Origin of the sequence: Blastomonas sp. SL216, from assembly GCA_026625625.1 — a bacterium.
Lineage (GTDB): Bacteria > Pseudomonadota > Alphaproteobacteria > Sphingomonadales > Sphingomonadaceae > Blastomonas.
On the sequence record CP113055.1, the window covers coordinates 3,062,798 to 3,083,818 of the forward strand.

At 62.9% G+C, this 21,021-nt stretch carries 20 protein-coding genes, 1 tRNA gene and 1 pseudogene; 12 read left to right on the forward strand and 10 right to left on the reverse strand.

What is annotated here, in order from left to right; translation table 11 throughout:
• Positions 1–18 precede the first annotated feature (18 nt).
• Positions 19–1,635 (reverse strand): recombinase family protein, encoded by a 1,617-nt coding sequence (locus tag OU999_14520; GenBank protein WAC22943.1) that lies wholly within the window; start codon positions 1,633–1,635, stop codon positions 19–21.
• Between the two features lie 55 nt (positions 1,636–1,690).
• Here OU999_14520 and OU999_14525 point away from each other — a divergent pair.
• Both OU999_14525 and OU999_14530 read left to right on the forward strand, forming a co-directional pair.
• Positions 1,691–2,191: pseudogene (locus OU999_14525) on the forward strand (ATP-binding protein).
• Between the two features lie 91 nt (positions 2,192–2,282).
• Positions 2,283–3,620: a DUF6438 domain-containing protein gene (locus tag OU999_14530; protein WAC22944.1), complete on the forward strand. Its 1,338-nt coding sequence runs from the start codon at positions 2,283–2,285 to the stop codon at positions 3,618–3,620.
• 89 nt (positions 3,621–3,709) lie between these two features.
• Here the strand turns inward: OU999_14530 and OU999_14535 are convergent, their stop codons facing one another.
• The gene (locus OU999_14535) at positions 3,710–4,492 is read right to left on the reverse strand and encodes a 3-hydroxybutyrate dehydrogenase (protein ID WAC22945.1); all 783 of its coding nucleotides are present in this window, start codon (positions 4,490–4,492) and stop codon (positions 3,710–3,712) included.
• A gap of 151 nt (positions 4,493–4,643) precedes the next feature.
• On the opposite strand from OU999_14535, the gene OU999_14540 reads away from it, so the two are divergent.
• The 3 genes from OU999_14540 to OU999_14550 are packed head-to-tail and all read left to right on the forward strand — an operon-like array spanning position 4,644 to position 7,295.
• Positions 4,644–5,732, forward strand: a complete 1,089-nt coding sequence (locus tag OU999_14540) for a patatin-like phospholipase family protein (GenBank protein ID WAC22946.1) — start codon at positions 4,644–4,646, stop codon at positions 5,730–5,732.
• A 56-nt stretch (positions 5,733–5,788) separates the two neighbouring features.
• A complete protein-coding gene (locus OU999_14545; protein WAC22947.1) occupies positions 5,789–6,544 on the forward strand; it encodes an acetoacetate decarboxylase in 756 nt (251 codons plus the stop codon).
• A 13-nt stretch (positions 6,545–6,557) separates the two neighbouring features.
• The gene (locus tag OU999_14550) at positions 6,558–7,295 is read left to right on the forward strand and encodes an acetoacetate decarboxylase (protein WAC22948.1); all 738 of its coding nucleotides are present in this window, start codon (positions 6,558–6,560) and stop codon (positions 7,293–7,295) included.
• A 66-nt stretch (positions 7,296–7,361) separates the two neighbouring features.
• Here the strand turns inward: OU999_14550 and arsC are convergent, their stop codons facing one another.
• The 5 genes from arsC to OU999_14575 all read right to left on the reverse strand — a co-directional run bounded on the left by arsC (position 7,362) and on the right by OU999_14575 (position 10,986).
• On the reverse strand, positions 7,362–7,709 hold the full coding sequence (arsC, locus tag OU999_14555; protein ID WAC22949.1) for an arsenate reductase (glutaredoxin): 348 nt from the start codon (positions 7,707–7,709) through the stop codon (positions 7,362–7,364).
• Between the two features lie 28 nt (positions 7,710–7,737).
• The gene (locus OU999_14560) at positions 7,738–8,241 is read right to left on the reverse strand and encodes a cupin domain-containing protein (protein WAC22950.1); all 504 of its coding nucleotides are present in this window, start codon (positions 8,239–8,241) and stop codon (positions 7,738–7,740) included.
• A 27-nt stretch (positions 8,242–8,268) separates the two neighbouring features.
• A complete protein-coding gene (ssb, locus tag OU999_14565) occupies positions 8,269–8,811 on the reverse strand; it encodes a single-stranded DNA-binding protein (protein ID WAC22951.1) in 543 nt (180 codons plus the stop codon).
• A gap of 70 nt (positions 8,812–8,881) precedes the next feature.
• Positions 8,882–10,738: a ferrous iron transporter B gene (locus tag OU999_14570; GenBank protein WAC22952.1), complete on the reverse strand. Its 1,857-nt coding sequence runs from the start codon at positions 10,736–10,738 to the stop codon at positions 8,882–8,884.
• Positions 10,735–10,986, reverse strand: a complete 252-nt coding sequence (locus OU999_14575; protein WAC22953.1) for a FeoA family protein — start codon at positions 10,984–10,986, stop codon at positions 10,735–10,737. Before OU999_14575 ends, OU999_14570 begins: the two co-directional genes overlap by 4 nt.
• A 115-nt stretch (positions 10,987–11,101) precedes the next feature.
• Here OU999_14575 and OU999_14580 point away from each other — a divergent pair, with 115 nt between their 5' ends.
• Entirely contained in the window at positions 11,102–12,697 is a 1,596-nt protein-coding gene (locus OU999_14580) for an NAD(P)/FAD-dependent oxidoreductase (protein WAC22954.1), read from the forward strand.
• A gap of 82 nt (positions 12,698–12,779) precedes the next feature.
• Here the strand turns inward: OU999_14580 and tig are convergent, their stop codons facing one another.
• Positions 12,780–14,384: a trigger factor gene (tig, locus tag OU999_14585; GenBank protein WAC22955.1), complete on the reverse strand. Its 1,605-nt coding sequence runs from the start codon at positions 14,382–14,384 to the stop codon at positions 12,780–12,782.
• A 67-nt stretch (positions 14,385–14,451) separates the two neighbouring features.
• A tRNA-Leu gene (locus tag OU999_14590) sits at positions 14,452–14,536 on the reverse strand.
• Between the two features lie 130 nt (positions 14,537–14,666).
• Between OU999_14590 and OU999_14595 the strand changes: the two genes are divergently transcribed.
• Complete coding sequence (locus OU999_14595) at positions 14,667–14,852, forward strand: hypothetical protein (GenBank protein WAC22956.1); 186 nt, start codon at positions 14,667–14,669, stop codon at positions 14,850–14,852.
• 8 nt (positions 14,853–14,860) lie between these two features.
• Here the strand turns inward: OU999_14595 and OU999_14600 are convergent, their stop codons facing one another.
• Entirely contained in the window at positions 14,861–17,791 is a 2,931-nt protein-coding gene (locus OU999_14600; protein WAC22957.1) for an insulinase family protein, read from the reverse strand.
• A 138-nt stretch (positions 17,792–17,929) separates the two neighbouring features.
• Between OU999_14600 and OU999_14605 the strand changes: the two genes are divergently transcribed.
• The 5 genes from OU999_14605 to OU999_14625 all read left to right on the forward strand — a co-directional run bounded on the left by OU999_14605 (position 17,930) and on the right by OU999_14625 (position 20,926).
• A complete protein-coding gene (locus OU999_14605) occupies positions 17,930–18,505 on the forward strand; it encodes a NifU family protein (protein WAC22958.1) in 576 nt (191 codons plus the stop codon).
• 35 nt (positions 18,506–18,540) lie between these two features.
• On the forward strand, positions 18,541–19,140 hold the full coding sequence (locus tag OU999_14610; protein ID WAC22959.1) for a malonic semialdehyde reductase: 600 nt from the start codon (positions 18,541–18,543) through the stop codon (positions 19,138–19,140).
• A gap of 12 nt (positions 19,141–19,152) precedes the next feature.
• On the forward strand, positions 19,153–19,809 hold the full coding sequence (tsaB, locus tag OU999_14615) for a tRNA (adenosine(37)-N6)-threonylcarbamoyltransferase complex dimerization subunit type 1 TsaB (GenBank protein WAC22960.1): 657 nt from the start codon (positions 19,153–19,155) through the stop codon (positions 19,807–19,809).
• Positions 19,809–20,336, forward strand: coding sequence for a GNAT family N-acetyltransferase (locus tag OU999_14620; GenBank protein ID WAC22961.1), 528 nt, complete (start codon positions 19,809–19,811; stop codon positions 20,334–20,336). Before tsaB ends, OU999_14620 begins: the two co-directional genes overlap by 1 nt.
• 161 nt (positions 20,337–20,497) lie before the next feature.
• The gene (locus OU999_14625) at positions 20,498–20,926 is read left to right on the forward strand and encodes a MucR family transcriptional regulator (protein ID WAC22962.1); all 429 of its coding nucleotides are present in this window, start codon (positions 20,498–20,500) and stop codon (positions 20,924–20,926) included.
• Positions 20,927–21,021: the final 95 nt, after the last annotated feature.

The following is a 21,021-nucleotide window of genomic DNA, read 5'->3' on the forward strand; positions in this document are numbered from 1 at the left end:
ATACAGACTACAATTCATTCAAGAGAGCACATATGCACCCTCAAGCATCCGACCTTCCTCATCGAACAGCCACCAGCTTTCATCGTCAGGTTCGATCCTGAACAACCCTGTTGGCGTGATAGCAATACGTTTGATAAGCCGCCGAAGCGTCATGTTGGCCCGACCCCGCGCATAAATGCGAACTTCGTCGTTCTCACTTGTCAGGTCCGCACGTAGTCGTTCCACCAATTCGACATCGTCCTCGCTCGCTGGTTTGGATGTCTCGATGGCTAAGGCTTTCTGCGCCGCTCCGATCTCTTCGACCTGTTCCTCGATCTTGGCTTCGAGCGCGCCGATGCGTTGGACGATCGCCTTCGGCGGGGAGGGCGCATTTACCTCGCGACCTTCTATTATTCCAATCAGGTTATCCAAGGCTGCTTGGTCAGCGTCCTTGAGCCTGACCATTTCCGCTATGCGTTGCCGGAGTTCGTGCCCGGCTGAATTGCTACCGCGCCGATCGACAAGCTGTGGCAGGAGTTCGTCGAGAACGGTCGCCTCCACGACATCATAGTTTAGGACGGTTTTGTTGTCGCAAGCCATTTTTCTGCGCGCACGGTCGCAAAGTAAGCGACGATAGGTTTTTCGGCGATATTTCACCACCTCGCCGTTGACCTTATTATAACTCTGAGCGGTGTCGGTGGTGTGGCGGAAATGAGCACCACCGCCACACTGATCACAAAATACCATTTGCGATAGAAGATTGCGATTGCCGTGGGTCTTCGTTGTTTTCTGGTTGCCCTTACGCATAGCGAGCGCAGCTTGAGCCCGGTTCCATTTTTCAGTGGGGATCGCCTGCGGCCAAAAGTTGGGGGACAGGGTTTTGCCGTCCGTTGTGACATATTCACCAAGCACGGTGCGTTTGGTGAGCAGACGATAGATATAGCTGTAGAACCAGCCGTTGTTGCCGCGCTTTTGTGCAGGAGGCGTCCAACTTGGCTCCTCACGATCGTGCAGGATGGTCACTATGCGGTGGATGCCAACGCCGTCGATATATAAATCGTAGATGTCATTGAGAACTTTCGCGCGATGCTTGTTTAGCACCATTTCGCCATCGACACGGTCGATCCAAAGCGGAGTGTTGGGGATCGGAGCAGTCTGAGTGCCTTCAGCAATTGCGGCGAACCGCGCCTCCCATGTCGCAGTCGTTCGATCACTTTTCTTTTTGCTCTCTTGGTGTGCTTGCTGGGCAGAGATTATGAGCCTGAAAACATCGAGGAGTTCTCCGCTCTCTTCGCTCCTGTAGATCTGACCGTCGTGATAGGTCGCTACGTTAACGCCGTTCTCGTTGAGCGCCCACATCAACTGCGCGGCAGCCTTGGCCCCTTGGCGGCTCAAGCGGTCGATGTTTTCTACGACCAGTGTTTTGCCATGATGGAAACCGTTTTTTGCCTCCAACTCGAACTCGTGAAGCGAGGAACCTTCGAGCCGGTTTGCACCGTGGAAGGCGCTGCGCCCTTCGTCGATGATTGTTTTCTCTACTGCCCAGCCCTGAGTGGCCGCGAACTCCAACCCCAGCTTTTTCTGTCGGTCTAAGGAATAACCTTTGCTCTGCTCTGCACTAGAAAACCGGGCGTAAATGATAGCAATCTGAGACATGACGCTTGGTAACTCAGCAATAGTTGCTTTTTAGTTTACTTGTATTGCAACTTGCGTGCAGATGATCGCGGCGATGAACCCGTGCCGCTGCGGCCATCTGGGCGATCCTGCGCTCGGCTGCTCGCGCGCCCCGCGCTGCGCGGCGGACTATCAGGCCAAGGTCTCAGGCCCGCTGCTCGACCGCATCGACCTGCATGTCGAGGTAGAAGCCGTCACCGCCGCCGACCTCACCCTGCCCCCGCCCGCCGAGGGCTCGGCCGAGGTCGCGGCAAGGGTCGCCGCCGCCCGCGCGCTCCAGACCGCGCGCTATGCCGACATCAAGGCGCGCACCAATGCCGAGATCGACGGCGAAGCGCTGGAGCGCTTTGCCACCCCGGACGAACCGGCACGCCAGCTGCTGGCAAGGGCGGCCGAAGCGATGCGGCTATCGGCGCGGGGGTACACACGGGTGCTTAGGGTGGCGCGCACGATCGCTGACCTGAGCGGCGCGGAGACGGTGGGGAGGGTGCATGTCGCCGAGGCGCTGAGCTATCGACGGCGGGCACCGGTGGGGTGAGGGAGTATCAGGCGGCAAAATGAGGAACGTTCTCGCAAATGGATTGGCCTGTCTATCCAGATGGTTGACGACCTTCATGGTGATGGTCTCAATGACCATGGCGATTGTCGCGTGTGGTCCAGAGCAGAAGCCGTTCCCTGAAATTGACAGGGCCAAACTGCGCATCAAGTTGGAGCGCACGGGATGTTTCGGATCTTGCCCACGCTACCAAGTGAGCATCGATGGCAACGGTAATGTCATTTTTGACACTGGCCCAACGTCAACAGAGATGGGTTTCGGAAATGGTCCGGACTATTCTATTGAAACGGGTGTCAGGGTGTCTGGTAAATATCATTCGCATATAAGTCCGGCAAAGATTGATGCGTTGATTCATCAGTTTCAGAGCGTCGGTTTTTTCGATCTCGAAGACGAATATGTTTCCGAAGTTACGGACAATCCGACTTATGTTGTGTCAATCGATACCGGGAATGGCAAAAAATCGGTTGTTGATTATGCAGGCGAAGATGTCGGGATGTCGCCAGCGGTAACGCGACTGGAAGACGCGATTGATGAAGCTGCTGGGACTGATCGCTGGATCAAGGGCACGCCTGAGATCATTCCCATGCTGAAGGCTGTGGGCACCGACTTTTCCGGCGTGATCGGGCTGGAACTGATGGATGCTGCAGCCGAAAGAAACGATATCGCCACGATGATCCGGCTCAAGTCGCGGGGTGCGCCACTCTATATCAAAGGCGGCCCAAACCCCTTCAGGTCCGCAACCTACGCAGGCCATAATCAGGCAGCTTTATGGCTCCTGCAAAATGGAGCTGCGGCTGAAAACTCGGCCTATGATAGCGCTTTGGGTGATGCTGTCTCGTTGGCCCGTCACGCGCCGTTCCGCGTTCTAAGCCGTGATCCAAGGCTCAGAAATATCGGGCAGCGCAAGGCTACAGAGTTGCTGGCAATAGCAGCCGCAAACGCAGATGTCAGACTGGTGAGGTATTTCTTGGCCTTGGGAGCCAATCCCCGTGGCATAGGTGAGATGAAAGGCGCGTCTGATCCACCACTATTCAAGGCCGCTAATGGAGGGTTGGTGAATGACCATGGCTTCGGAGTTGGGGAGCGACGAAAGGTCGTTGCTATGCTCCTGAAAGCAGGGGCCGGGACAGCGCATACCCAATACGGTTATCCTCAAAGCATTTTGTGGGCAGTAGATGACCCGACCATAGCCGAGATGCTAATCAACGCAGGTGCCAATCCGAATTTTCGCGACGACGAAGGTGAGCACATTCTGTTCAGCATATCCGATGACGATGTGGCGATGGTGCTGATTGCCCACGGCGCAGACCTCGACGCGGTACGCCCAGCCGATGGTATGACTTTGGGTCGCTGGGCCCGGTATCAGGGCTGGCGCAGAGTCGTCGACCTGTTGAACCGGAAGGGGCTGTAACAGAAACGGCGGAGCATAGGCCCCGCCGTTTCGCTGTTTCGACACTTAGCACAGCGGAGCCCCCCGACCCCGCTGCCGTCATCCCATCATCACTGCGCGGTCCAGCCGCCGTCGACCGGGATCGCGGTGCCGGTGATCTGGGCTGCGGCCTCGCTCGAGAGGAACGCGGCGAGTTCGCCCATCTGTTCGGGGGTGGCGAACTGCTTGCTGGGCTGCTTTTCGATCAGCAGCTTTTCGGTTGCAGCTTCCACGCTGATGCCCTGGTCGGCAGCCATGGCTTCGATCTGCTTCTGCACCAGCGGGGTGTGGACCCAGCCGGGGCAGATGGTGTTCGAAGTGATGCCGGTGCCGGCGTTTTCCAGCGCGACCACCTTGGAGAGACCGACGACGCCGTGCTTGGCGGCGACATAGGCGGCCTTGTGCTTGCTGGCGATCAGGCCGTGCACCGATCCGATATTGATGATGCGGCCAAAGCCCTTCTTCTTCATGTGCGGCAGCGCGGCCTGGATGGCGAAGAAGATACCCGACAGGTTGATTGCGATCACCGCGTGCCACTTGGCTTCGGGGAAATCCTCGACCGCGTCGGTGTGCTGGATGCCGGCATTGTTGACCAGGATATCGACCGAGCCCAGCTTTTCGACGCACAGTTCGACCATCGCGCGGACATCATCCGGCTTGGACATGTCGGCGTTGCTGTACACGACCTCGACGCCGTATTTGGCGGCGAGCCCGGCGCGCTCCTTTTCGATCTCGTCGGCATCGCCGAAGCCGGTGATGACCAGATTGGCCCCCTTGGACGCCAGCACGTTGGCGATGCCCAGACCAATTCCGCTGGTCGAGCCGGTGACGATGGCGTTCAAACCCTTGAGCATGTGATTTCCCCTTCAGAGCAGTTGCAAGACGCGGCCCGGAGGAATGTTCGCAGTTGCAGCGAATCACTCTTGCCGACTCGTCTAACGTGAGTTACCCCTAGGTTCCAACGGAAAAAGACGGGTTTCGCGACAGTTTCTGGGGGGACAAGCGATGGCCAAGTCAGGTCCGTCGTCGGCAGCCTATGCTGCGGATGCGAAACCGAAAAATACCCAATATGTTGCAGCCGCGAACAGCAAGCCGGTCAACCTGGCGTTGCAGGGCGGTGGTGCGCATGGGGCCTTTGCCTGGGGGGTGCTCGACAAGCTGCTCGAGGACGGGCGGCTCAAGTTCGATGCGGTAAGCGCCACCAGCGCGGGCGCGATGAACGCCACCGTGCTGGGCTATGGCCTGACCATCGGCGGCGCGGATGGTGCCCGCGAAGAGCTCGAGAAATTCTGGAAGAAAATCAGCGACGAAGGTGCCAAGGGGCCGCTCCAGCCATCGTGGATCGACAAGGCGATGGGCAACCACAGCCTCGATTTCAGCCCGGCCTTCATGTTCATGGACATATTGTCGCGCGTGATGTCGCCCTATGAACTGAACCCGTTCAACTTCAATCCGCTGCGCCAGGTGCTCGAAAGCAGCGTCGATTTCGGCGTGCTGCGCGAAGGGTGCCCGATCAAGCTGTTCCTGTCGGCCACCAATGTCCGCACCGGCAAGGTGCGCATGTTCGAAAATCACGAGATCGGCCCCGATCAGGTCCTGGCATCGGGCTGCCTGCCCTTCATGTTCCAGACGATCGAGATCGATGGCGAGGCCTATTGGGACGGCGGCTATATGGGCAATCCGGCCATTTTCCCGCTGATCTACGGCAGCCAGACCAATGATGTGGTGATCGTCCACATCAATCCGCTCAACCGCAGCGAAATCCCCAAAACGGCCAAGGACATCCTCAACCGCATCAACGAGATCAGCTTCAACTCGAGCCTGATGCGCGAGATGCGCGCCATCGCCTTTGTCACGCATCTCATCGACGACGGTCAGCTCAACGACGACAAGCATCGGCGGATGCTGATCCACTCGATCCAGGACGAGGAGTTCATGGAGAGCCTGGGCGTCACCAGCAAGCTGAACCCCGACTGGTCTTTCATGAAGAAGCTGCGCGATGTCGGGCGGCAGAGCGCCACCCAGTGGCTCGACAGCCATTTCGATGATGTCGGCACCCGCTCATCGGCCGATATCAAGGCCTCCTTCCTCTGAATTCCTGCCCTTTTGTGTTTCCGTAATGTCCACCATGACAGGGGGTTTACCGAACAATGACGCCTGAAGAGATTCTCAAGCTGCCATCCATGCCGGCAGCCGCGCCCAGCTATCCGCTGGGTCCGTACCGCTTCATCAACCGCGAATTCATGATCGTCACCTATGAGACCGATCCGGTCGCGCTGCGCGCTGCGGTGCCCGAGCCGCTGGTGCCGAACGAAGACAATCTCGTGCTCTACGAGTGGATCAAGATGCCCGACAGTTCGGGCTTCGGAGACTATACCGAAAGCGGCATCGTCATCCCCTGCACCTTCAATGGCGAGCCGATCAACTATACTGCGCAAATGTATCTCGACGACCAGCCGCCGATCGACGGTGGTCGCGAGATCTGGGGTTTCCCCAAGAAATACGCGCTGCCCAAGCTGGTGGTCGCATCGGACACGCTGACCGGCACCTTGAGCTATGCCGGGCAGACGGTGGCGATGGGCACCATGGCCTATAAGTGGCAGGAAGCACCGGGCGGCTGCGAGGCGCAGGCCAAATCGATGACCAAGACCTCGTGCAACCTCAAGATCATCCCCGATGTCGATGGCAGCCCCAAGATCTGCCAGCTCGTCGCCTATAATCTTGAGGATATCACGGTGAAGGGATGCTGGGTCAGCCCGGCGCGGCTGCAGCTGATCCCGCATGTCAACGCGCCGGTCGCGGACCTGCCGATCCTGCGTATCGTCGGCGGCAAGCATTTCGTCAGCGACCTCACCCTGCCGCACGGCCGGGTACTGTTTGACTATATCAAAGACGCCGCGGGCTGAGGAGGCAAAGACCATGAACAAGCAGGATGTGCTGAAGCTCAGCTCCATGCCGTTGCAGAGCCCGACTTACCCTGTGGGCCCGTACAAGTTCTTCGAACGCCAGTACATGATCATCAATTACCGGACCGATCCGGCGAAGATCCGCGCGATGCTGCCCGAACCGCTGCAGCCCGATGGCGATATGGTCTCGGTCCAGTGGCTCGACCTGCCCGATGGCGAGGGCTTTGGCGCCTATTCGGCCGTGGCGCAGGCAATCCCCTGCAGCTTCAACGGCGAGAAGTGCACTTTTCTGACGCAAATGTATGTCGACAATTGCCCGCCGCTCGCCGGAGGCCGCGAGATCTGGGGCTATCCGATGAAATACGGCATTGCCAAGCTCAAGACCGTGGGCGACACGCTGACCGGCGAACTGACCTATTCGGGCCAGACCGTCGCCAATGGCACGATGGTCTACAAGCATAGCGGACCGACCGACCCAGCCGAGATCGAGGCGTTGCTCAAGCGCACGCAGGTGACGCTGAAGCTGATCCCCGATATCGATGGCACGCCCGCGATCGCGCAGCTGGTCGGCATCAATTTCGCCGATATCGTGGTCAAGGGCGCGTGGACCGGCCGGGCGCGGGTGGAGCTGATCGATTCGGTCAACTGCCCGCTCGCCGACCTTCCGGTGCTCGACCATGTCGGCGGCCTGCACCTGGTCACCGACATGACGCTGCCTTATGGCCGCGTGCTGCACGATTATCTGGCCTGAACCCGGCCCTTATTCAAAGTCACTCCTGACCCCGGCGGGCCTGACGGCTCTGCCGGGGTTTTGGTGTCAAAGCAGATCCGCGACCAGCTCCTTGGGGCGGCACAGCTTCACGCCCCTGGGGCTGACCACGATCGGGCGGTTGAGCAGGATCGGGTGCGCCACCATCGCATCGATGATCGCATCGTCGCTGACGTCCGCAGCATCCAGTCCCAGATCCTGCACCAGCGGCTCCTTGGCGCGGAGCAGCCCGCGCGCGCCTTCACCGGCGCGCGCGACCAGGTCTTCAAGCGTGTCGCGCGTCGGCGGGGTCTTCAGATATTCGATGATCGCGGGCTCGTGCCCGGCCTCGCGGATTGCGGCGAGCACATTGCGCGAGGTGCCGCATTTCGGGTTGTGATAGATCGTGATCTGCATCGGGGTCTCTTTTCCGACTTGAATGAAATCAGGGTTCGCCGTCCCAGTAATCCAGGCTTTCGCCGCTGCGCTGGATCACCTCGAAGGGCTGGGCGCGCGACAGGCCGGCCTCGGCCATGAACTTGCCCGAATCGGGATATTCATAGATTTCCGGGTCGTCCTGAGTGCTGATCGCCAGGTATTTCAGCGGCGCGTCGGATGTGTTGATGATCTGGCGGGGGTAATCCGGACCTGGCGGCACCGTGATGACATCGCCCGCACTGATCGGCACACGCTCGCCTGCGACCCGCAGCGTTCCGCTGCCTTCCAGGATCACGAACATCTCTTCCTGCGCATGGTGCAGATGATAGGGACAGGCGATCTTGCCCGGCGCAACGATCAGCACTGCCGCGCCGAGCTTGGTCGCTGGCGTGCCTTCGGTCAGCCGGGCATGGTGAAAGTCGACGCTCGCGGTGCGGGTGCGATGTTCAAGCGCAATGGTATCGAAATTTCGAACCAGCCGCGCCTTCAGCATCTCGGACCGGTCGCTCATCCCGCTGCCCCTTCCGTTTGCGAAACCTCAGAACGGAACGTCGTCGTTCAGATCGTCGTCAAAGCCGCCGCCGCCCCAGCCGCTCGACGAGCCGCCATCGTTGAAGCCGCGCGCGCCGCCGCCTGCGCCGCCGCCCGAAGAACCGCCGCCGCTGCGCCCGCCGCCAAAGTCGCCGCCGCCGCCGCCCATGCCGCCGCCGCCACCGGCACCGCGACCCTGGGCGCTGTCGAGCATGGTCAGCACCGCGCCGGGGCCCTGCAGCACCACTTCGGTGGTGTAGCGGTCATTGCCCTGCTGGTCCTGCCATTTGCGGGTGCGCAGCTGGCCTTCGACATAGATCTTGCTGCCCTTGCGCAGGAAGCGCTCGGCCACGCCTGCCAGGCCGTCGCCGAACACCGCGACGGTGTGCCAGTCGGTGCGCTCCTGCTTTTCGCCGCTATTGCGGTCCTTCCAGGTCTCGGTGGTGGCGAGGCGCAGATTGGCGACCTTGCCGCCATTCTGGAAGCTGCGGACTTCGGGGTCGGCCCCCAGATTGCCGATCAGGATGACCTTGTTGACGCTGCCCGACATATGCTTTCCTCAGGATTATGATGCTGTGATGGATGGTGCCCGGCACTATGCCGATGGCACGATGCGGCGTCTATAGCCCCAAAGCGGTCGCGGTCCAGAAGGTAATCCCGGCAGCGACCCAGGCCAGGCCGAACAGATAGCCCAGCATGAATATCGGCCATTTCCAGCCATTGGTTTCGCGCCGCGTGACCGCGATCGTCGATATGCACTGCGGCGCGAACACGAACCAGGCGAGGAAGGCGAGCGCGGTCGGCAGCGACCAGCGCCCGGCGAGCCGCTCGCCCAAGGCCTGAGCCTGTTCGTCCTCGTCGGTGGCGTCGATCGCATAGGTGGTCGCGAGCGCCGAGACCGCGACCTCGCGTGCGGCCATGGCCGGGATCAGCGCCAGCGCGATGTCGCGCGAAAAGCCGATCGGCGCGACCACCGGTTCCAGCACGCTCGCGATCCGCCCGGCGGCCGAATATTCGGACTGGCTCATGCTGCTGCCGGCGGGCACCTGCGGATAGCTCAGCAACAGCCACAGGCCGATGGTGACGGCAAAGATGATCGTGCCCGCGCGGCGCAGGAACAGCCAGGCGCGCTGCCACAGGCCCAGCGCCAGATCGGCGATGCGCGGCATCTGATATTTGGGCATTTCCATCAGGAAGCCGCTCGCACCGCCCTTGGCGACAGTGGAGCGCAGCACCAGGGCGACGACCATCGCGCCGATGATGCCGAAGACATAGAGGCCGAACAGCACCAGCCCCTGCAGCCCGATGGCGGGGCCGACGGTGATCTTGGGGATGAACGCGGCGATGATCACGGTATAGACCGGCAGCCGCGCCGAACAGGTCATCAGCGGCGCGATCAGGATCGTGGTCAGCCGGTCCTTCTCGTCCGAAATGCTGCGCGTCGCCATGATACCGGGGATCGCGCAGGCAAAGCTGGAGAGCAGCGGGATGAACGAACGGCCCGACAGGCCGACACTGGCCATCAGCCGGTCCATGATGAACGCGGCGCGCGCCATATAGCCGGTCGCCTCCATCATCAGGATGAAGAAGAACAGGATGACGATCTGCGGCAGGAAGACGACGACAGCTCCCACGCCTTTAACGATGCCCTCAACAACAAGCGAGCGCAGGAAGCCCGCGGGAATGCTCTGCATTGCAAGACTGGCTACAGCCTCTTGGCCCGCCTCCAGCGCGTCGGCAAAGGGCGAGGCCCAGCTGAACACCGCCTGGAAGATGACGAACAGCAGCCCGAACAGGATCACCGGCCCGGCAAAGGGGTGAAGCAGCACCGCATCCGCGCGGTCGGTCCAGCGGCGGCTCTGCGTCTGGCTGACGATCGCGGCATTGGCGATATGCTCGGCGCGCCTGCGGCGGGCGCGCATGTCGGGCTCGCCCAGCGGCGCGTGGGGGACCTGTTTCGTCAGGATGACGCTGTCGAGTGCAGCGGCCAGCTCGGTCAGGCCGCGCCTGCGCACCGCGACGGTGGGGATGACCGGCACGCCGAGATCTGCCGCCAGCCGCGCCGCGTCGAGCGTCAGCCCGTCGCGTTCGGCCAGGTCCACCATGTTGAGCGCGATGACGGTCGGCAGGCCCAGCTGCAGCAGCTCCAGCGCGAAGACCAGATGCTGGTCGAGATTCGCCGAATCGAGCACGATCACCAGCGCATCGGGCTGGCGCTCGCCGGTCTGGCGGCCCATCACCACGTCGCGGGTCACGGCTTCGTCGGGGCTGGTGGGATCGAGGCTGTAGCTGCCGGGAAGGTCGATCAGCTCGCCCGGGCGGCCATCGGCAAAGGCAAAGCGGCCCGATTTGCGCTCGACCGTCACGCCGGGATAGTTTGCGATCTTCTGCCGCGCGCCGGTCAGCGCGTTGAACAGCGCGCTCTTGCCGGCATTGGGGTTGCCGACCAGCGCGATCAGCGGCTGGTGCCGGGTCATGCTGCGGCTCCCGGTTCGCGCAGGGTGATCGCGCGGGCGTGGACGCGGCGGATTGCCACCGTCATCCGGCCGATGCTGAGCGCGATCGGATCGCGCCCGAAAAAGATGCCGCGATGCCGGATCGAGACCATCGCGCCTTCGTCCACGCCCAGCGCGCGCAGGCGCTTGCCCTCGTCTGGGGGCAGGACGCTCCAGTCGATCGCGGCAATCTCCGCGCGCTGGCCGGTGGGAAGCTGGTCAAGAAGCATGGTGGTTTTGCGAACCGCTATCAATATCCGCCCGCGCGCGCCAGCGAATTCTTGGGGTCTGGCGGCATGATCAGCCACCCTTGGCGACACCCGGCCGCTGGGCTAGGCCTGTGCCATGGGCAACAGCAGCATAGCGCCGGACGCGATCATCATCGGCGGGGGGCATAACGGGCTGGTTTGCGCGTTCTACCTGGCGCGCGCGGGGCTGAAGGTGCGGATCGTCGAGGCCCGGCATGTCGTGGGTGGCGCGGCGGTCACACAGGAGTTCCACCCCGGTTTCCGCAACTCGGTGGCCAGCTATACCGTCAGCCTGCTGCAGCCGCGGGTGATTGCGGACATGGGGCTGGAACGGCGCGGATACCGCGTCATCGAACGGCCGGTCTCGAATTTCCTGCCGCTGCCGCACAGCGACCATCTGATTCTGGGCGGCGGGCTTGAGCGGACTCAGGCCGAATTCGCGCGCTTCTCGAAGCGCGATGCCGAGGCGCTGCCGGGCTATTACGCGATGCTCGACCGGGTCGCCGATGTGCTGCGCGATCTGGCGCTGCGGTCGCCGCCCAATATCGGCGGCGGCGTGCCCGGGCTGGTCGAGGCTCTGACCACCGGTCGGCTGCTGTCGCGGCTGCCGCGCGAAGTGCAGCGCGACATGCTGGAGCTGTTCACCAGATCGGCGCGCGAGTTCCTCGGCCAATGGTTCGAAAGCGCCCCCGTCCAGGCCGCGTTCGGGTTCGATGCGGTGGTCGGCAATTATGCCAGCCCCGATACGCCGGGCTCTGCCTATGTGCTGCTGCACCATGTGTTTGGGCAAGTGAATGGCAACAAGGGCAGCTGGGGTCATGTCGTCGGCGGCATGGGCAGCATCACCCGGATGATGGCGGAGGCCTGTTCCGAACAGGGCGTGGAGATCACCCTCAATGCACCGGTCGAACAGGTGCTGGTCGAGGGAGGGCGCGCCACGGGCGTGCGCCTCGCCAGCGGCGAAGAGCTTCGTGCAGCGCGAATCATCGCCAATGTGGGGCCAGCATTGCTCTACGGGCGGCTGGTGCCCGACGCGGCGCTGCCGGAGGATTTTGCGCGCCGGATGCGCGGCTATGCGACCGGATCGGGCAGCTTCCGGATGAATGTCGCGCTCGATCGCCTGCCGAATTTCGCCAGCCTGCCCGGAGACGGCGAGCATCTGCGCGCGGGCATCGTCATCGCGCCCAGCCTCGATTACATGGACCGCGCGTTCACCGACGCGAAGCTGCATGGCTGGTCACGCGCACCGATTGTCGAGATGCTGATTCCCTCGATCGTCGATGACAGCCTGGCACCTGCAGGGGCCCATGTCGCCAGCCTGTTCTGCCAGCAGTTCGACCCGGCGCTCGAATGGACGCCGGAACAGGAAGCGGCGGCAGCGGACACGATCATCGACACGGTCGAGGCGCATGCACCGGGCTTTCGCGCCTCGATCCTCGGGCGGCAGGTGCTCAGCCCCAAGGGGCTGGAGCGCACCTTCGGGCTGGTCGGCGGCGATATCTTCCACGGACGGATGAGCCTCGACCAGCTCTGGGCGGCGCGGCCGGTGCTGGGCCATGCCGATTATCGCGGGCCGCTGAAGGGCCTGTACATGTGCGGGTCGGGCACGCATCCGGGCGGCGGGGTCACCGGCGCACCGGGGCACAATGCAGCCAGGGCCATATTGTCCGACCGGCGCTGGCGGCGCGGCTGACGAGGACGCCCGGCTGCAACGAAAAACCCCCGCGAGGCTGAGCCTGGCGGGGGTCTTGATCGTTTCAGCGAAGATCCGAAGATCAGGCCTTCTTGGCAGCCGCCTTCTTGGCCGGAGCCTTTTTGGCAGGCTTGGCTTCCTCGGCGGTTTCAGCCGGAGCCTCTTCCTTCTTGGCAGCGGCCTTTTTGGGGGCAGCCTTTTTCGCGGGCTTTTCGGCCGCTTCAGCAGCAGGCTCGGCCTCGGTTTCGGCGTCCTTCTTCACCGCAGCCTTTTTCGGCGCGGCCTTCTTGGCCTTGGGCTTTTCGTCGTGATCATGGCCATGATCGTGGCCGCAATCGGGACCATGGACATGGCCGTCCTCGTCCGCCTCGATCGCTGCTTCCAGCTCTTCGCGGGTCACGGCGCGCTCGGTGATCGTTGCCTTGTCGAACAGGAAGTCGACGACCTTGTCTTCATAAAGCGGTGCGCGCAGCTGGGCGGCGGCCATCGGCGTGTTGCGGATATACTCGGCAAAGCGCTGACGGTCTTCCTGGCGATACTGCTGCGCGGCCTGCGCGATCAGCATGTTCATTTCCTGCTGCGAGACTTCGACGCCATTGGCCTGGCCGATTTCGGAGAGCAGCAGGCCCAGGCGTACGCGGCGCACGGCGATCGAATGATATTCGTCGCGGTCCTTTTCCATCTCGGCACGGGCGGCCTCGACATCCTCTTCCTGCGCGGCTTCCTGCTCAAGCTGCGCCCAGATCTGGTTGAACTCGGCCTCGACCATCGAGGGCGGAACCTCGAAGTCGTGATTGGCGGCGAGCTGATCGAGCAGGCGACGCTTCATATGCGTGCGGGTCAGGCCGTTCAGTTCCTGCTCCAGCTGGCCCTTGATCAGGCCGGTCAGCTGTTCCAGGCTTTCCAGGCCCAGCGACTTGGCGAAATCGTCGTCCAGCTTGGTTTCGCCGGGCTTCTTCACTTCGCCGACGACGATGTCGAAGGTCGCGGCCTTGCCGGCGAGATCGGCAGCGCCGTAGTTTTCCGGGAAGGTCACGTTGATGACCGCTTCGTCATTGGCCTTCAGGCCGACGAGCTGATCTTCGAAACCGGGGATGAGCTGGCCCGAACCGATGACCACGGCCATGCCTTCGCCCTTGCCGCCTTCGAACGGCACGCCATCGACCTTGCCTTCGAAGTCGATGACGACCTGGTCGCCTTCCTTGGCCTTGTAGCTCTTGGCGGCGGCTTCATAGCTCTTCTGGCCGTCGGCGATGCGCTGCAGCGCTTCGGTCACGGCTTCTTCGGCGGGCTCGACCGTCAGGCGCTCCAGCGTGATCGAATCGATCGACGGGGCAGGCACTTCGGGCAGAACTTCCAGCGAAACCTTGACTTCGGCATCCTTGCCGGCGGCATAATCCTCGTTGAGGTCGACCGAAGGCTGGATGGCGGGACGCAGGTTGTTGTCGCGGATCGCCTTGTCGACGCTTTCCTGGATCGAGGCGTTGAGCGCGTCGGCATGGATCGAATCGCCATGCATCTTGCGAATCAGGTTGGCGGGCACCTTGCCGGGGCGGAAGCCGGGCATGCGCACCTGCGGCGCAATCTTCTTCACTTCCGCATCGACCCGGGCATCCAGATCCTTGGCGGGGATGGTGATGGTATAGGCCCGCTTCAGGCCCTCGTTCAGCGTCTCGACAATCTGCATCGGCTTAAACTCTTGTCTTTCCATAATAAGAAAGGGCAATCCTGCCCTTTCCCGGCCATCCATGCGATGGTGCGGGCGAAGGGACTTGAACCCCCACATCTTTCGATACCAGAACCTAAATCTGGCGCGTCTACCAGTTTCGCCACGCCCGCGTCGCGGTAATCAAGCGTGCGCGTCTAAAGAAGGTTGCCGCAAAGGGCAAGGGGGCGCGTCCCGCCCGCCTGTCCCGCCCGCAACCGGTTGATCGAACAGGCGTAGGTGCGGATGAAAGGAGCCCTTTTCATGGCCACACGTCCCGAAGACCCCGCGATTCCCCCGCCCGACCGGATCGACCCGCAGAGCCCTACCGAACTGCCGGTCAACGACCCGCCGATGGAGGACCCGGTGCAGCAGCCGCCCGAGATCGATCCCGTCGGTCCCGACATAATCGAGCCCGATCGCGGCCCCGACGAGCTGCCGCAGCTCTGACCCTCTGATCAGCGACCCGAGGGTGCAGCGGCCTCCTCGGGCAGCACCACGAACGACCAGGCCTTGTCCTTGAGCAGATATTTGGCGGCCAGCGCCTGCATCTTCTCCGGCGTCGTTACGGTATAATCGGGCAAAATCGTGCGCAGCGCCGAGATGCGGCGCGGATCGCGCGTCGCTCCCTGAAGCTGGTTGAGCCAGAAATTGTTGCCCGTGCTGGCGCGCGAGACCAGCTGGCGCAGCGGCTCGGTGGCGCGGGCCAGTTCATCCTCGCTCACCGGCTTGGCGGCGAGATCTGCAGCGATGCTGTTGGCAATCTCGAAGAACTTGCCGACATTTTCGGGTGCAAGCTGCCCGATCACGCCGATATAGCCGCCCTTGTCGAAGGCGATCGGCCAGTTGTTGACGACCTGCGGCGCATAGCTTGCCCCGGCCTGGGCGCGGAGCTGATCGAACAACCGGCTGTTGAAGATCGCGGTCAGGATTTCCAGCTGACGGCTTTCCTGCACGCCCGGAAGTCCGCCACCCGTCGGCCAGCCGACAAAGGCCGCCGCCTGATCGGGCGCGCCTTCGTGCCGCACGACCACCGGCTCGCTATTGGGCGCGGGGAAGCTGACCGTATCGGGCCCGGCCACCACCGGCACCGGCTGGCGCGGGGGCAGCGCGCCAAAGGTCCTTTCCAGCGCGGCGATCGCCTCTGCCCGGTCGAAATCGCCGAACAGCAGCACCTCGATCGGCCCTTGCTGAAGCACCGGTTCCCAGGTGGCGCGGAACGCCTCGGGCGTCAGCTGCGCGGCATCCTCGGGGCTCGGCACCTTCCAGCGCGGATCGCGGTTGCGGGTGAGATAGTTGAGATCACGTTCCAGCACGGTCTGCGGCGACATGCTGAAGCTGCGATAGGCCAGCTCCGTCCCCGCCTTGGCGCGGCGTACCGGGTTGGCGTCCCAGCGCGGGTTGGCCAGCTTGGTCGCGAACAGCTTGAGCTGATCTTCCAGATCGGCGCGGCGGGTATCGGCAGAGAAGGAGAAAGCGTCGTTCTCGACCTCGAAGCCGAAGCCGATGCGGCGGCCCGTGGTCAGCCGGTCGAGCCCTTCCTGGCCGATCTCGCCAATGCCGCTGGCGACCAGCGCCGACTGGCCCGACCAGACCAGCGAAGGCTTGTCCGCCGGAAACGCCTGATAGCCGTTGCCGAAGCGCACCTTGACCATGATCTTTGAGACTTCGGCATCATTGGGGTAGAGTATGGCCTTCACCCCGTTCGACAGCTCGATCATCTCGGTCTCGAGCAGCTGCAGGTTGGTCGTCGCCACAACCGAGCCGGGGGCGCCCAGCTTGGGTAGATCGTCGAACGTGACATTGGCCGCAGCAAGCCGTGCGCTGGCATCGGCGCCGACATCGCGGGTCAGCGCGGCATTGAGCAGCTGCTCGCCATCGGCAACGGCCTTGGGCGAGACCAGGATGGCGCGGGTGGTGATGCCGGTAAACTGGCGCCTGGTCGATTCGAGCAGGCGTTCGGGCGTGTACATCGCCTTCATGCCGCGAAACACGTCGAGCGCGGTCTGGGGCGAGGCAATGGTCTCGCGGATGTCTACCGCACCGATGATGTCATCGGCCTGCTTGGCCCCGGCCTCGGTCGCCGCGCTTTCCACGCGGACGGCAAGCGCGGCATCGAACTCGGCCAGCTCGCGGGTGATTTCCTCGGGCGTCGGCGGCGTGGTGGTCGCATCGGCGAGCACGCCGCGCACGTCGTTCAGCGCTGCCTGCCAGTCGTCGCCGATCGGCACGATCGAGACGAAGGTGCCGTCGACCGAGCGGTTGACATCCTCCTGGTTGACCTGCGCCTGCAGATAGCTGCCGCCGCCGCGCGCGCGGCCTTCCAGCCTGCGGTTGATCAGCTGGGTCGCGACCAGATCGATCAGCAGCTGCTGGTTATAGTCGATAGTGTCGTTGACCGGCTTCCACGGGCGCAGGATCGCCATGCTGACCAGATAGGGAAAGCCGGGCTCGACAATGGTGCGCGCCACGGGCTGCGCGGGATCGGGCTGGCCGAAACCGGGATAGGGGGCCTGTTTGCCCTTGACCTTCCAGTCGCCATAATAGGTCTGGATCAGCTTTTCGAGCGTTGCCGGATCGACATCGCCCGCGATCGAGATCACGGTGTTTTCCGGGCGATACCAGCGCTGGTGAAAGGCGCGCACGGCATCCGATGTTGCCGCGTTCAGCGTCTCGATCTTGCCGATCGGCGAGCGTTCGGCAAGCTTCTGCCCGGCAAAGAACAGCTGGCGCGTCGCATCGCCGACGCGGACCTGCGCGCCCGATCGTTCGCGCAATTCGGCCATGACCACCGGCACCTCGGCCTTGACCGCTTCGCCGGTCAGCCCCGGCTCGCGGATCATGCCCGACAAAATCTTCATGCTCTCGTCGAGCCCGGCAGGCGTCGCGGCGGGCAGATCGAGCTTGTACACGGTGTGCGTCGGCGTGGTTTCGGCATTGCTGTCGCTGCCGAAGCTTGCCCCCTGGCGCTGCCAGATACGGATCGCCTCGCCATCGGGCACATATTTGGAGCCGCGGAAGGTGAGATGCTCGAGCAGATGGGCATAGCCCTGCTCGGCATCGGTCTCCATCATCGATCCGGCATCGATGCGCACGCGGATCGCCACCTGGCCAGGCGGCACGCCGTTGCGCCGCACCGCATAGCGCACACCGTTGCTCAGCTCGCCAAAGGTCCAGCCCTTGTCCACCGGCACGTTGCTGCCCTTGTACAGCCAGGGGGTCTTTTCACCCGGCTCCAGATTGGGTGGCCGCAGCGGCTTGCCGTTTTCATCCTTGCCGCTGGCCACCGGTTCGCCCGGCAGGTTCGCAAGCAGCGGCGGAGAAACAACGAGCGAGAGGGCCGCAAGAGCAGCGGCCACGGGCGCACAGCGCATCAGGGGGAAAGTCATGGGGCAATGTATAGGCAGCGCCATGATGACTGGCCAGTGAATATGCGGCGGGCCGCCCGGGCTCTTACGGACGGCTGGCAAGGCGGCATAAACAAATTGCGCCTTGCGCCGATGCCGATGCTGCACCAGATAACCCTCATGCTGATAGAGACCGAAACCACGCCCAACCCCGCCACGCTCAAATTCCTGCCCGGACGCACGGTCATGGACATGGGCACCCGCGACTTTGCCTCGCCCGAAGAGGCGGAAGCCTCGCCGCTCGCCGAAGCGATCTTCAGCCTGGGCGATGTCACCGGCGTGTTCTTCGGCCATAATTTCATCTCGGTAACTTCGGGCCCCGGCGCCGACTGGTCCAGCCTCAAGGGCGATGTGCTCTCGGTGCTCCTCGACCATTTCTCCGCCGACATGCCGCTGTTCCGCGCGGCCAGCGCTGCGGGCATTGCGGTCCCGCCCGAGGAATCGGATTGGCCGAGCAATCCGGAGGACGCCGATATCGTCGAGCAGATCAAGGAGCTGCTCGAAACGCGCGTGCGCCCGGCAGTGGCCAATGATGGCGGCGATATCGTCTATCGCGGCTTCGACAAGGGCGTGGTCTATCTGCAGATGCAGGGCGCGTGTTCGGGCTGTCCCTCGTCCAGCGCGACGCTCAAGCACGGCATCGAATCGCTGCTCAAGCATTATGTGCCCGAAGTGATCGAAGTCCGCGCCGCCTGACGGCTTCTTCCTCCCCAGTTCCAGAAAGCTCTTCCATGACCGCACCGCTTGACGATGCCGCGCTCGACCAGCTGTTCCGCACCGCGCGCACCTATAATGGCTATACCGACCAACAGGTGACGACCGAGCAGCTGCATGCCATCTGGGACCTGATGAAAATGGGGCCGACCTCGGCCAACATGCTGCCATCGCGGATGGTCTGGTGCGTGTCGGACGAAGCCAAGCAGAAGCTGGCGGCGTGCTGCATGGAGGCGAATGCCAAGAAGATCCTGGCCGCGCCGGTCAGCGTCGTCATCGGCATGGACCTCGAATTTCACGAGCTGCTGCCCGAGCTGTTTCCGCATACCGATGCGCGCAGCTGGTTTGTCGGCCACGAAAAGGCCGAGTTCCGCCGTATCTCGGCGCTGCGCAATTCCTCGCTGCAGGGCGCGTATTTCATCCTCGCCGCACGCGCGCTGGGGCTGGATACCGGCCCGATGTCGGGCTTTGACAATGCCGCGGTCGATCAGGCCTTTTTCGCCGACCAGCCCAATGTGAAGTCGAACTTCATCTCGACTCTGGGCTATGGCGACCCCTCGACGATTTTCGGTCGCAGCCCGCGTCCGGGTTTTGACCGGTTCAACACAATCAGCTAGCGGCCTTCGGGTATGCCACCCGATGCCTCCCGCCTGCTGGTCATCGATACCGCGACCGAAGCCTGTTCGGTGGCGCTGTTCGATGGCGCGACGTTGATTGCCAGCGACCATGCGGTGATGGGCCGCGGCCATGCCGAGCGGCTGGTGCCGATGATCGCCGCGCTGCCCGATCGGGGGCGCGCCGATGCGATTGTGGTTAATTGCGGGCCCGGCAGCTTTACCGGGGTGCGCGTCGGTCTGGCGGCGGCGCGCGCGCTGGCCCTGGCCTGGGATGTGCCGGTCAGCGGCTATTCGACGCACAGCCTGGTCGCTGCGATGGCGCTGGCTGCGCATCCGGGCGCAGCCGGAATCGATATCGTGATGACGGGCGGCCATGGCGAATATTTCGTCCAGAGCTTTGACGGCCAGGGCGCGGCGACCGGTCCGCTCGCCTCGCTGCTGCCCGATGTGGCGGTTGCCGCGTGCCGGCATGATCTGGTCGCGGGCAGTATGGCCGAGCCGCTGGTGACCGCGCGCGGCTCTGGCACTGCGCTGACACTGCTGCCTGATGCGCGGTCGGCGCTGCTGCTGTCGGAACAGGCGCGCAGCCTGGCTGCCGATCCGATCTACGGGCGGGGGGCGGATGCCAAGCCGATGGCGACGATCCCGGCAGCGGCGGGCCCAGGCTGATGCCCGATGACCGCAGCCCTCGCAGCCCCGATGGCGCGCCCGGGTTCCAGCTGATCGGCGGGCTGGCCGCAGAAGATGCGCTGGGTCCTGTGATGCAGGTCATGCAGCAGGCCTTTGACCCGCTTTATGGCGAAGCTTGGAACCACAGCCAGACCCGTTCGATGCTGGCCATGCCGCTCACGCACCTGCTGCTTGCGGAAACGATTGCATCCGAACCGGATGCATCTGGCACGCCGGTGGGATTTGCCATGACGCGGCGGGTTGCTGATGAGGAAGAATTGCTGCTGATCGCGGTCGCCCCAAAATGGCGTCAATTCGGCGCGGGCTCCGCGCTTTTGAACCAAGTGGTTGAGAATGCGAGGGATGCGGGTGTGAACCGGCTTCACCTGGAGATGCGATCCAATAATCCCGCAATGCGGCTTTACTCAAAATTCGGATTTCATCCCGTGGGTTTACGTAAAGACTATTACCAGGGTTCAGATAGTCGTCGCTACGATGCGCTCACCATGGCCATGATGTTGCGCTGAATATAATTGACAAAAACACTGAAAATGTTAGTTACAACTAGCCCATTTCTCTGGAAGCATTAAGGGCGTTGACGTAGCTCAAACACTCTTGCATATCGCGTCGGCCTGCAAACCGGCGGGATTAGTGGTCGCAAATCACAAAAGAAACGGGATGAAGGATTATGGCAGAAGCAGAACTCGACATGCGTGAAACGCTGATTTCATTGACGGCAGATATTGTGGCTGCCCATGTCAGTAACAACAGTGTTGCGGTCTCAGACATTCCCGGACTGATCGAGAACGTTCACCGCGCGCTCAATGGCCTGACGCCGGGCGAAGTTGCTGCCGAAGCAGAGCTGCCCGAACCGGCAGTATCTGTTCGCGCCTCGGTCAAGCCGGACTATATCGTCTGCCTGGAAGACGGCAAGAAGCTGAAGATGCTCAAGCGGCATCTGATGACCCACTATAACATGACGCCGGAAGAATATCGGGCGCGCTGGAATCTGCCTGCCGATTATCCGATGGTGGCGCCCAATTACGCTGCAACCCGCCGCGAACTCGCCAAGAAGATCGGTCTGGGTCGCAAACCGGGCAAGCGCCCGGCCAAGTAACCGCTGTTCCGGGCGGTCGCGGCGTCGCTGGCGGTTGCATTTGCGGCGTTGCACGATAGATTGGCGGCCATGCGCGGAGATGTTTTTTCCGCGCT

Excerpts from the sequence above, each read along its gene's own strand:
- OU999_14625 (WAC22962.1), top strand. The coding sequence starts at position 20,498 with ATGGCAGAAGCAGAACTCGACATGCGTGAAACGCTGATTTCATTGACG.
- OU999_14595 (WAC22956.1), top strand. The coding sequence starts at position 14,667 with ATGGCCACACGTCCCGAAGACCCCGCGATTCCCCCGCCCGACCGGATC.
- OU999_14535 (WAC22945.1), bottom strand. The coding sequence starts at position 4,492 with ATGCTCAAGGGTTTGAACGCCATCGTCACCGGCTCGACCAGCGGAATT.
- ssb (WAC22951.1), bottom strand. The coding sequence starts at position 8,811 with ATGTCGGGCAGCGTCAACAAGGTCATCCTGATCGGCAATCTGGGGGCC.
- OU999_14610 (WAC22959.1), top strand. The coding sequence starts at position 18,541 with ATGACCGCACCGCTTGACGATGCCGCGCTCGACCAGCTGTTCCGCACC.
- OU999_14570 (WAC22952.1), bottom strand. The coding sequence starts at position 10,738 with ATGACCCGGCACCAGCCGCTGATCGCGCTGGTCGGCAACCCCAATGCC.
- OU999_14575 (WAC22953.1), bottom strand. The coding sequence starts at position 10,986 with ATGCTTCTTGACCAGCTTCCCACCGGCCAGCGCGCGGAGATTGCCGCG.
- OU999_14620 (WAC22961.1), top strand. The coding sequence starts at position 19,809 with ATGCCCGATGACCGCAGCCCTCGCAGCCCCGATGGCGCGCCCGGGTTC.
- OU999_14550 (WAC22948.1), top strand. The coding sequence starts at position 6,558 with ATGAACAAGCAGGATGTGCTGAAGCTCAGCTCCATGCCGTTGCAGAGC.
- OU999_14520 (WAC22943.1), bottom strand. The coding sequence starts at position 1,635 with ATGTCTCAGATTGCTATCATTTACGCCCGGTTTTCTAGTGCAGAGCAG.
- OU999_14545 (WAC22947.1), top strand. The coding sequence starts at position 5,789 with ATGACGCCTGAAGAGATTCTCAAGCTGCCATCCATGCCGGCAGCCGCG.
- arsC (WAC22949.1), bottom strand. The coding sequence starts at position 7,709 with ATGCAGATCACGATCTATCACAACCCGAAATGCGGCACCTCGCGCAAT.
- OU999_14580 (WAC22954.1), top strand. The coding sequence starts at position 11,102 with ATGGGCAACAGCAGCATAGCGCCGGACGCGATCATCATCGGCGGGGGG.
- OU999_14530 (WAC22944.1), top strand. The coding sequence starts at position 2,283 with ATGACCATGGCGATTGTCGCGTGTGGTCCAGAGCAGAAGCCGTTCCCT.
- OU999_14540 (WAC22946.1), top strand. The coding sequence starts at position 4,644 with ATGGCCAAGTCAGGTCCGTCGTCGGCAGCCTATGCTGCGGATGCGAAA.
- tsaB (WAC22960.1), top strand. The coding sequence starts at position 19,153 with ATGCCACCCGATGCCTCCCGCCTGCTGGTCATCGATACCGCGACCGAA.
- OU999_14600 (WAC22957.1), bottom strand. The coding sequence starts at position 17,791 with ATGACTTTCCCCCTGATGCGCTGTGCGCCCGTGGCCGCTGCTCTTGCG.
- OU999_14560 (WAC22950.1), bottom strand. The coding sequence starts at position 8,241 with ATGAGCGACCGGTCCGAGATGCTGAAGGCGCGGCTGGTTCGAAATTTC.
- OU999_14605 (WAC22958.1), top strand. The coding sequence starts at position 17,930 with ATGCTGATAGAGACCGAAACCACGCCCAACCCCGCCACGCTCAAATTC.
- tig (WAC22955.1), bottom strand. The coding sequence starts at position 14,384 with ATGCAGATTGTCGAGACGCTGAACGAGGGCCTGAAGCGGGCCTATACC.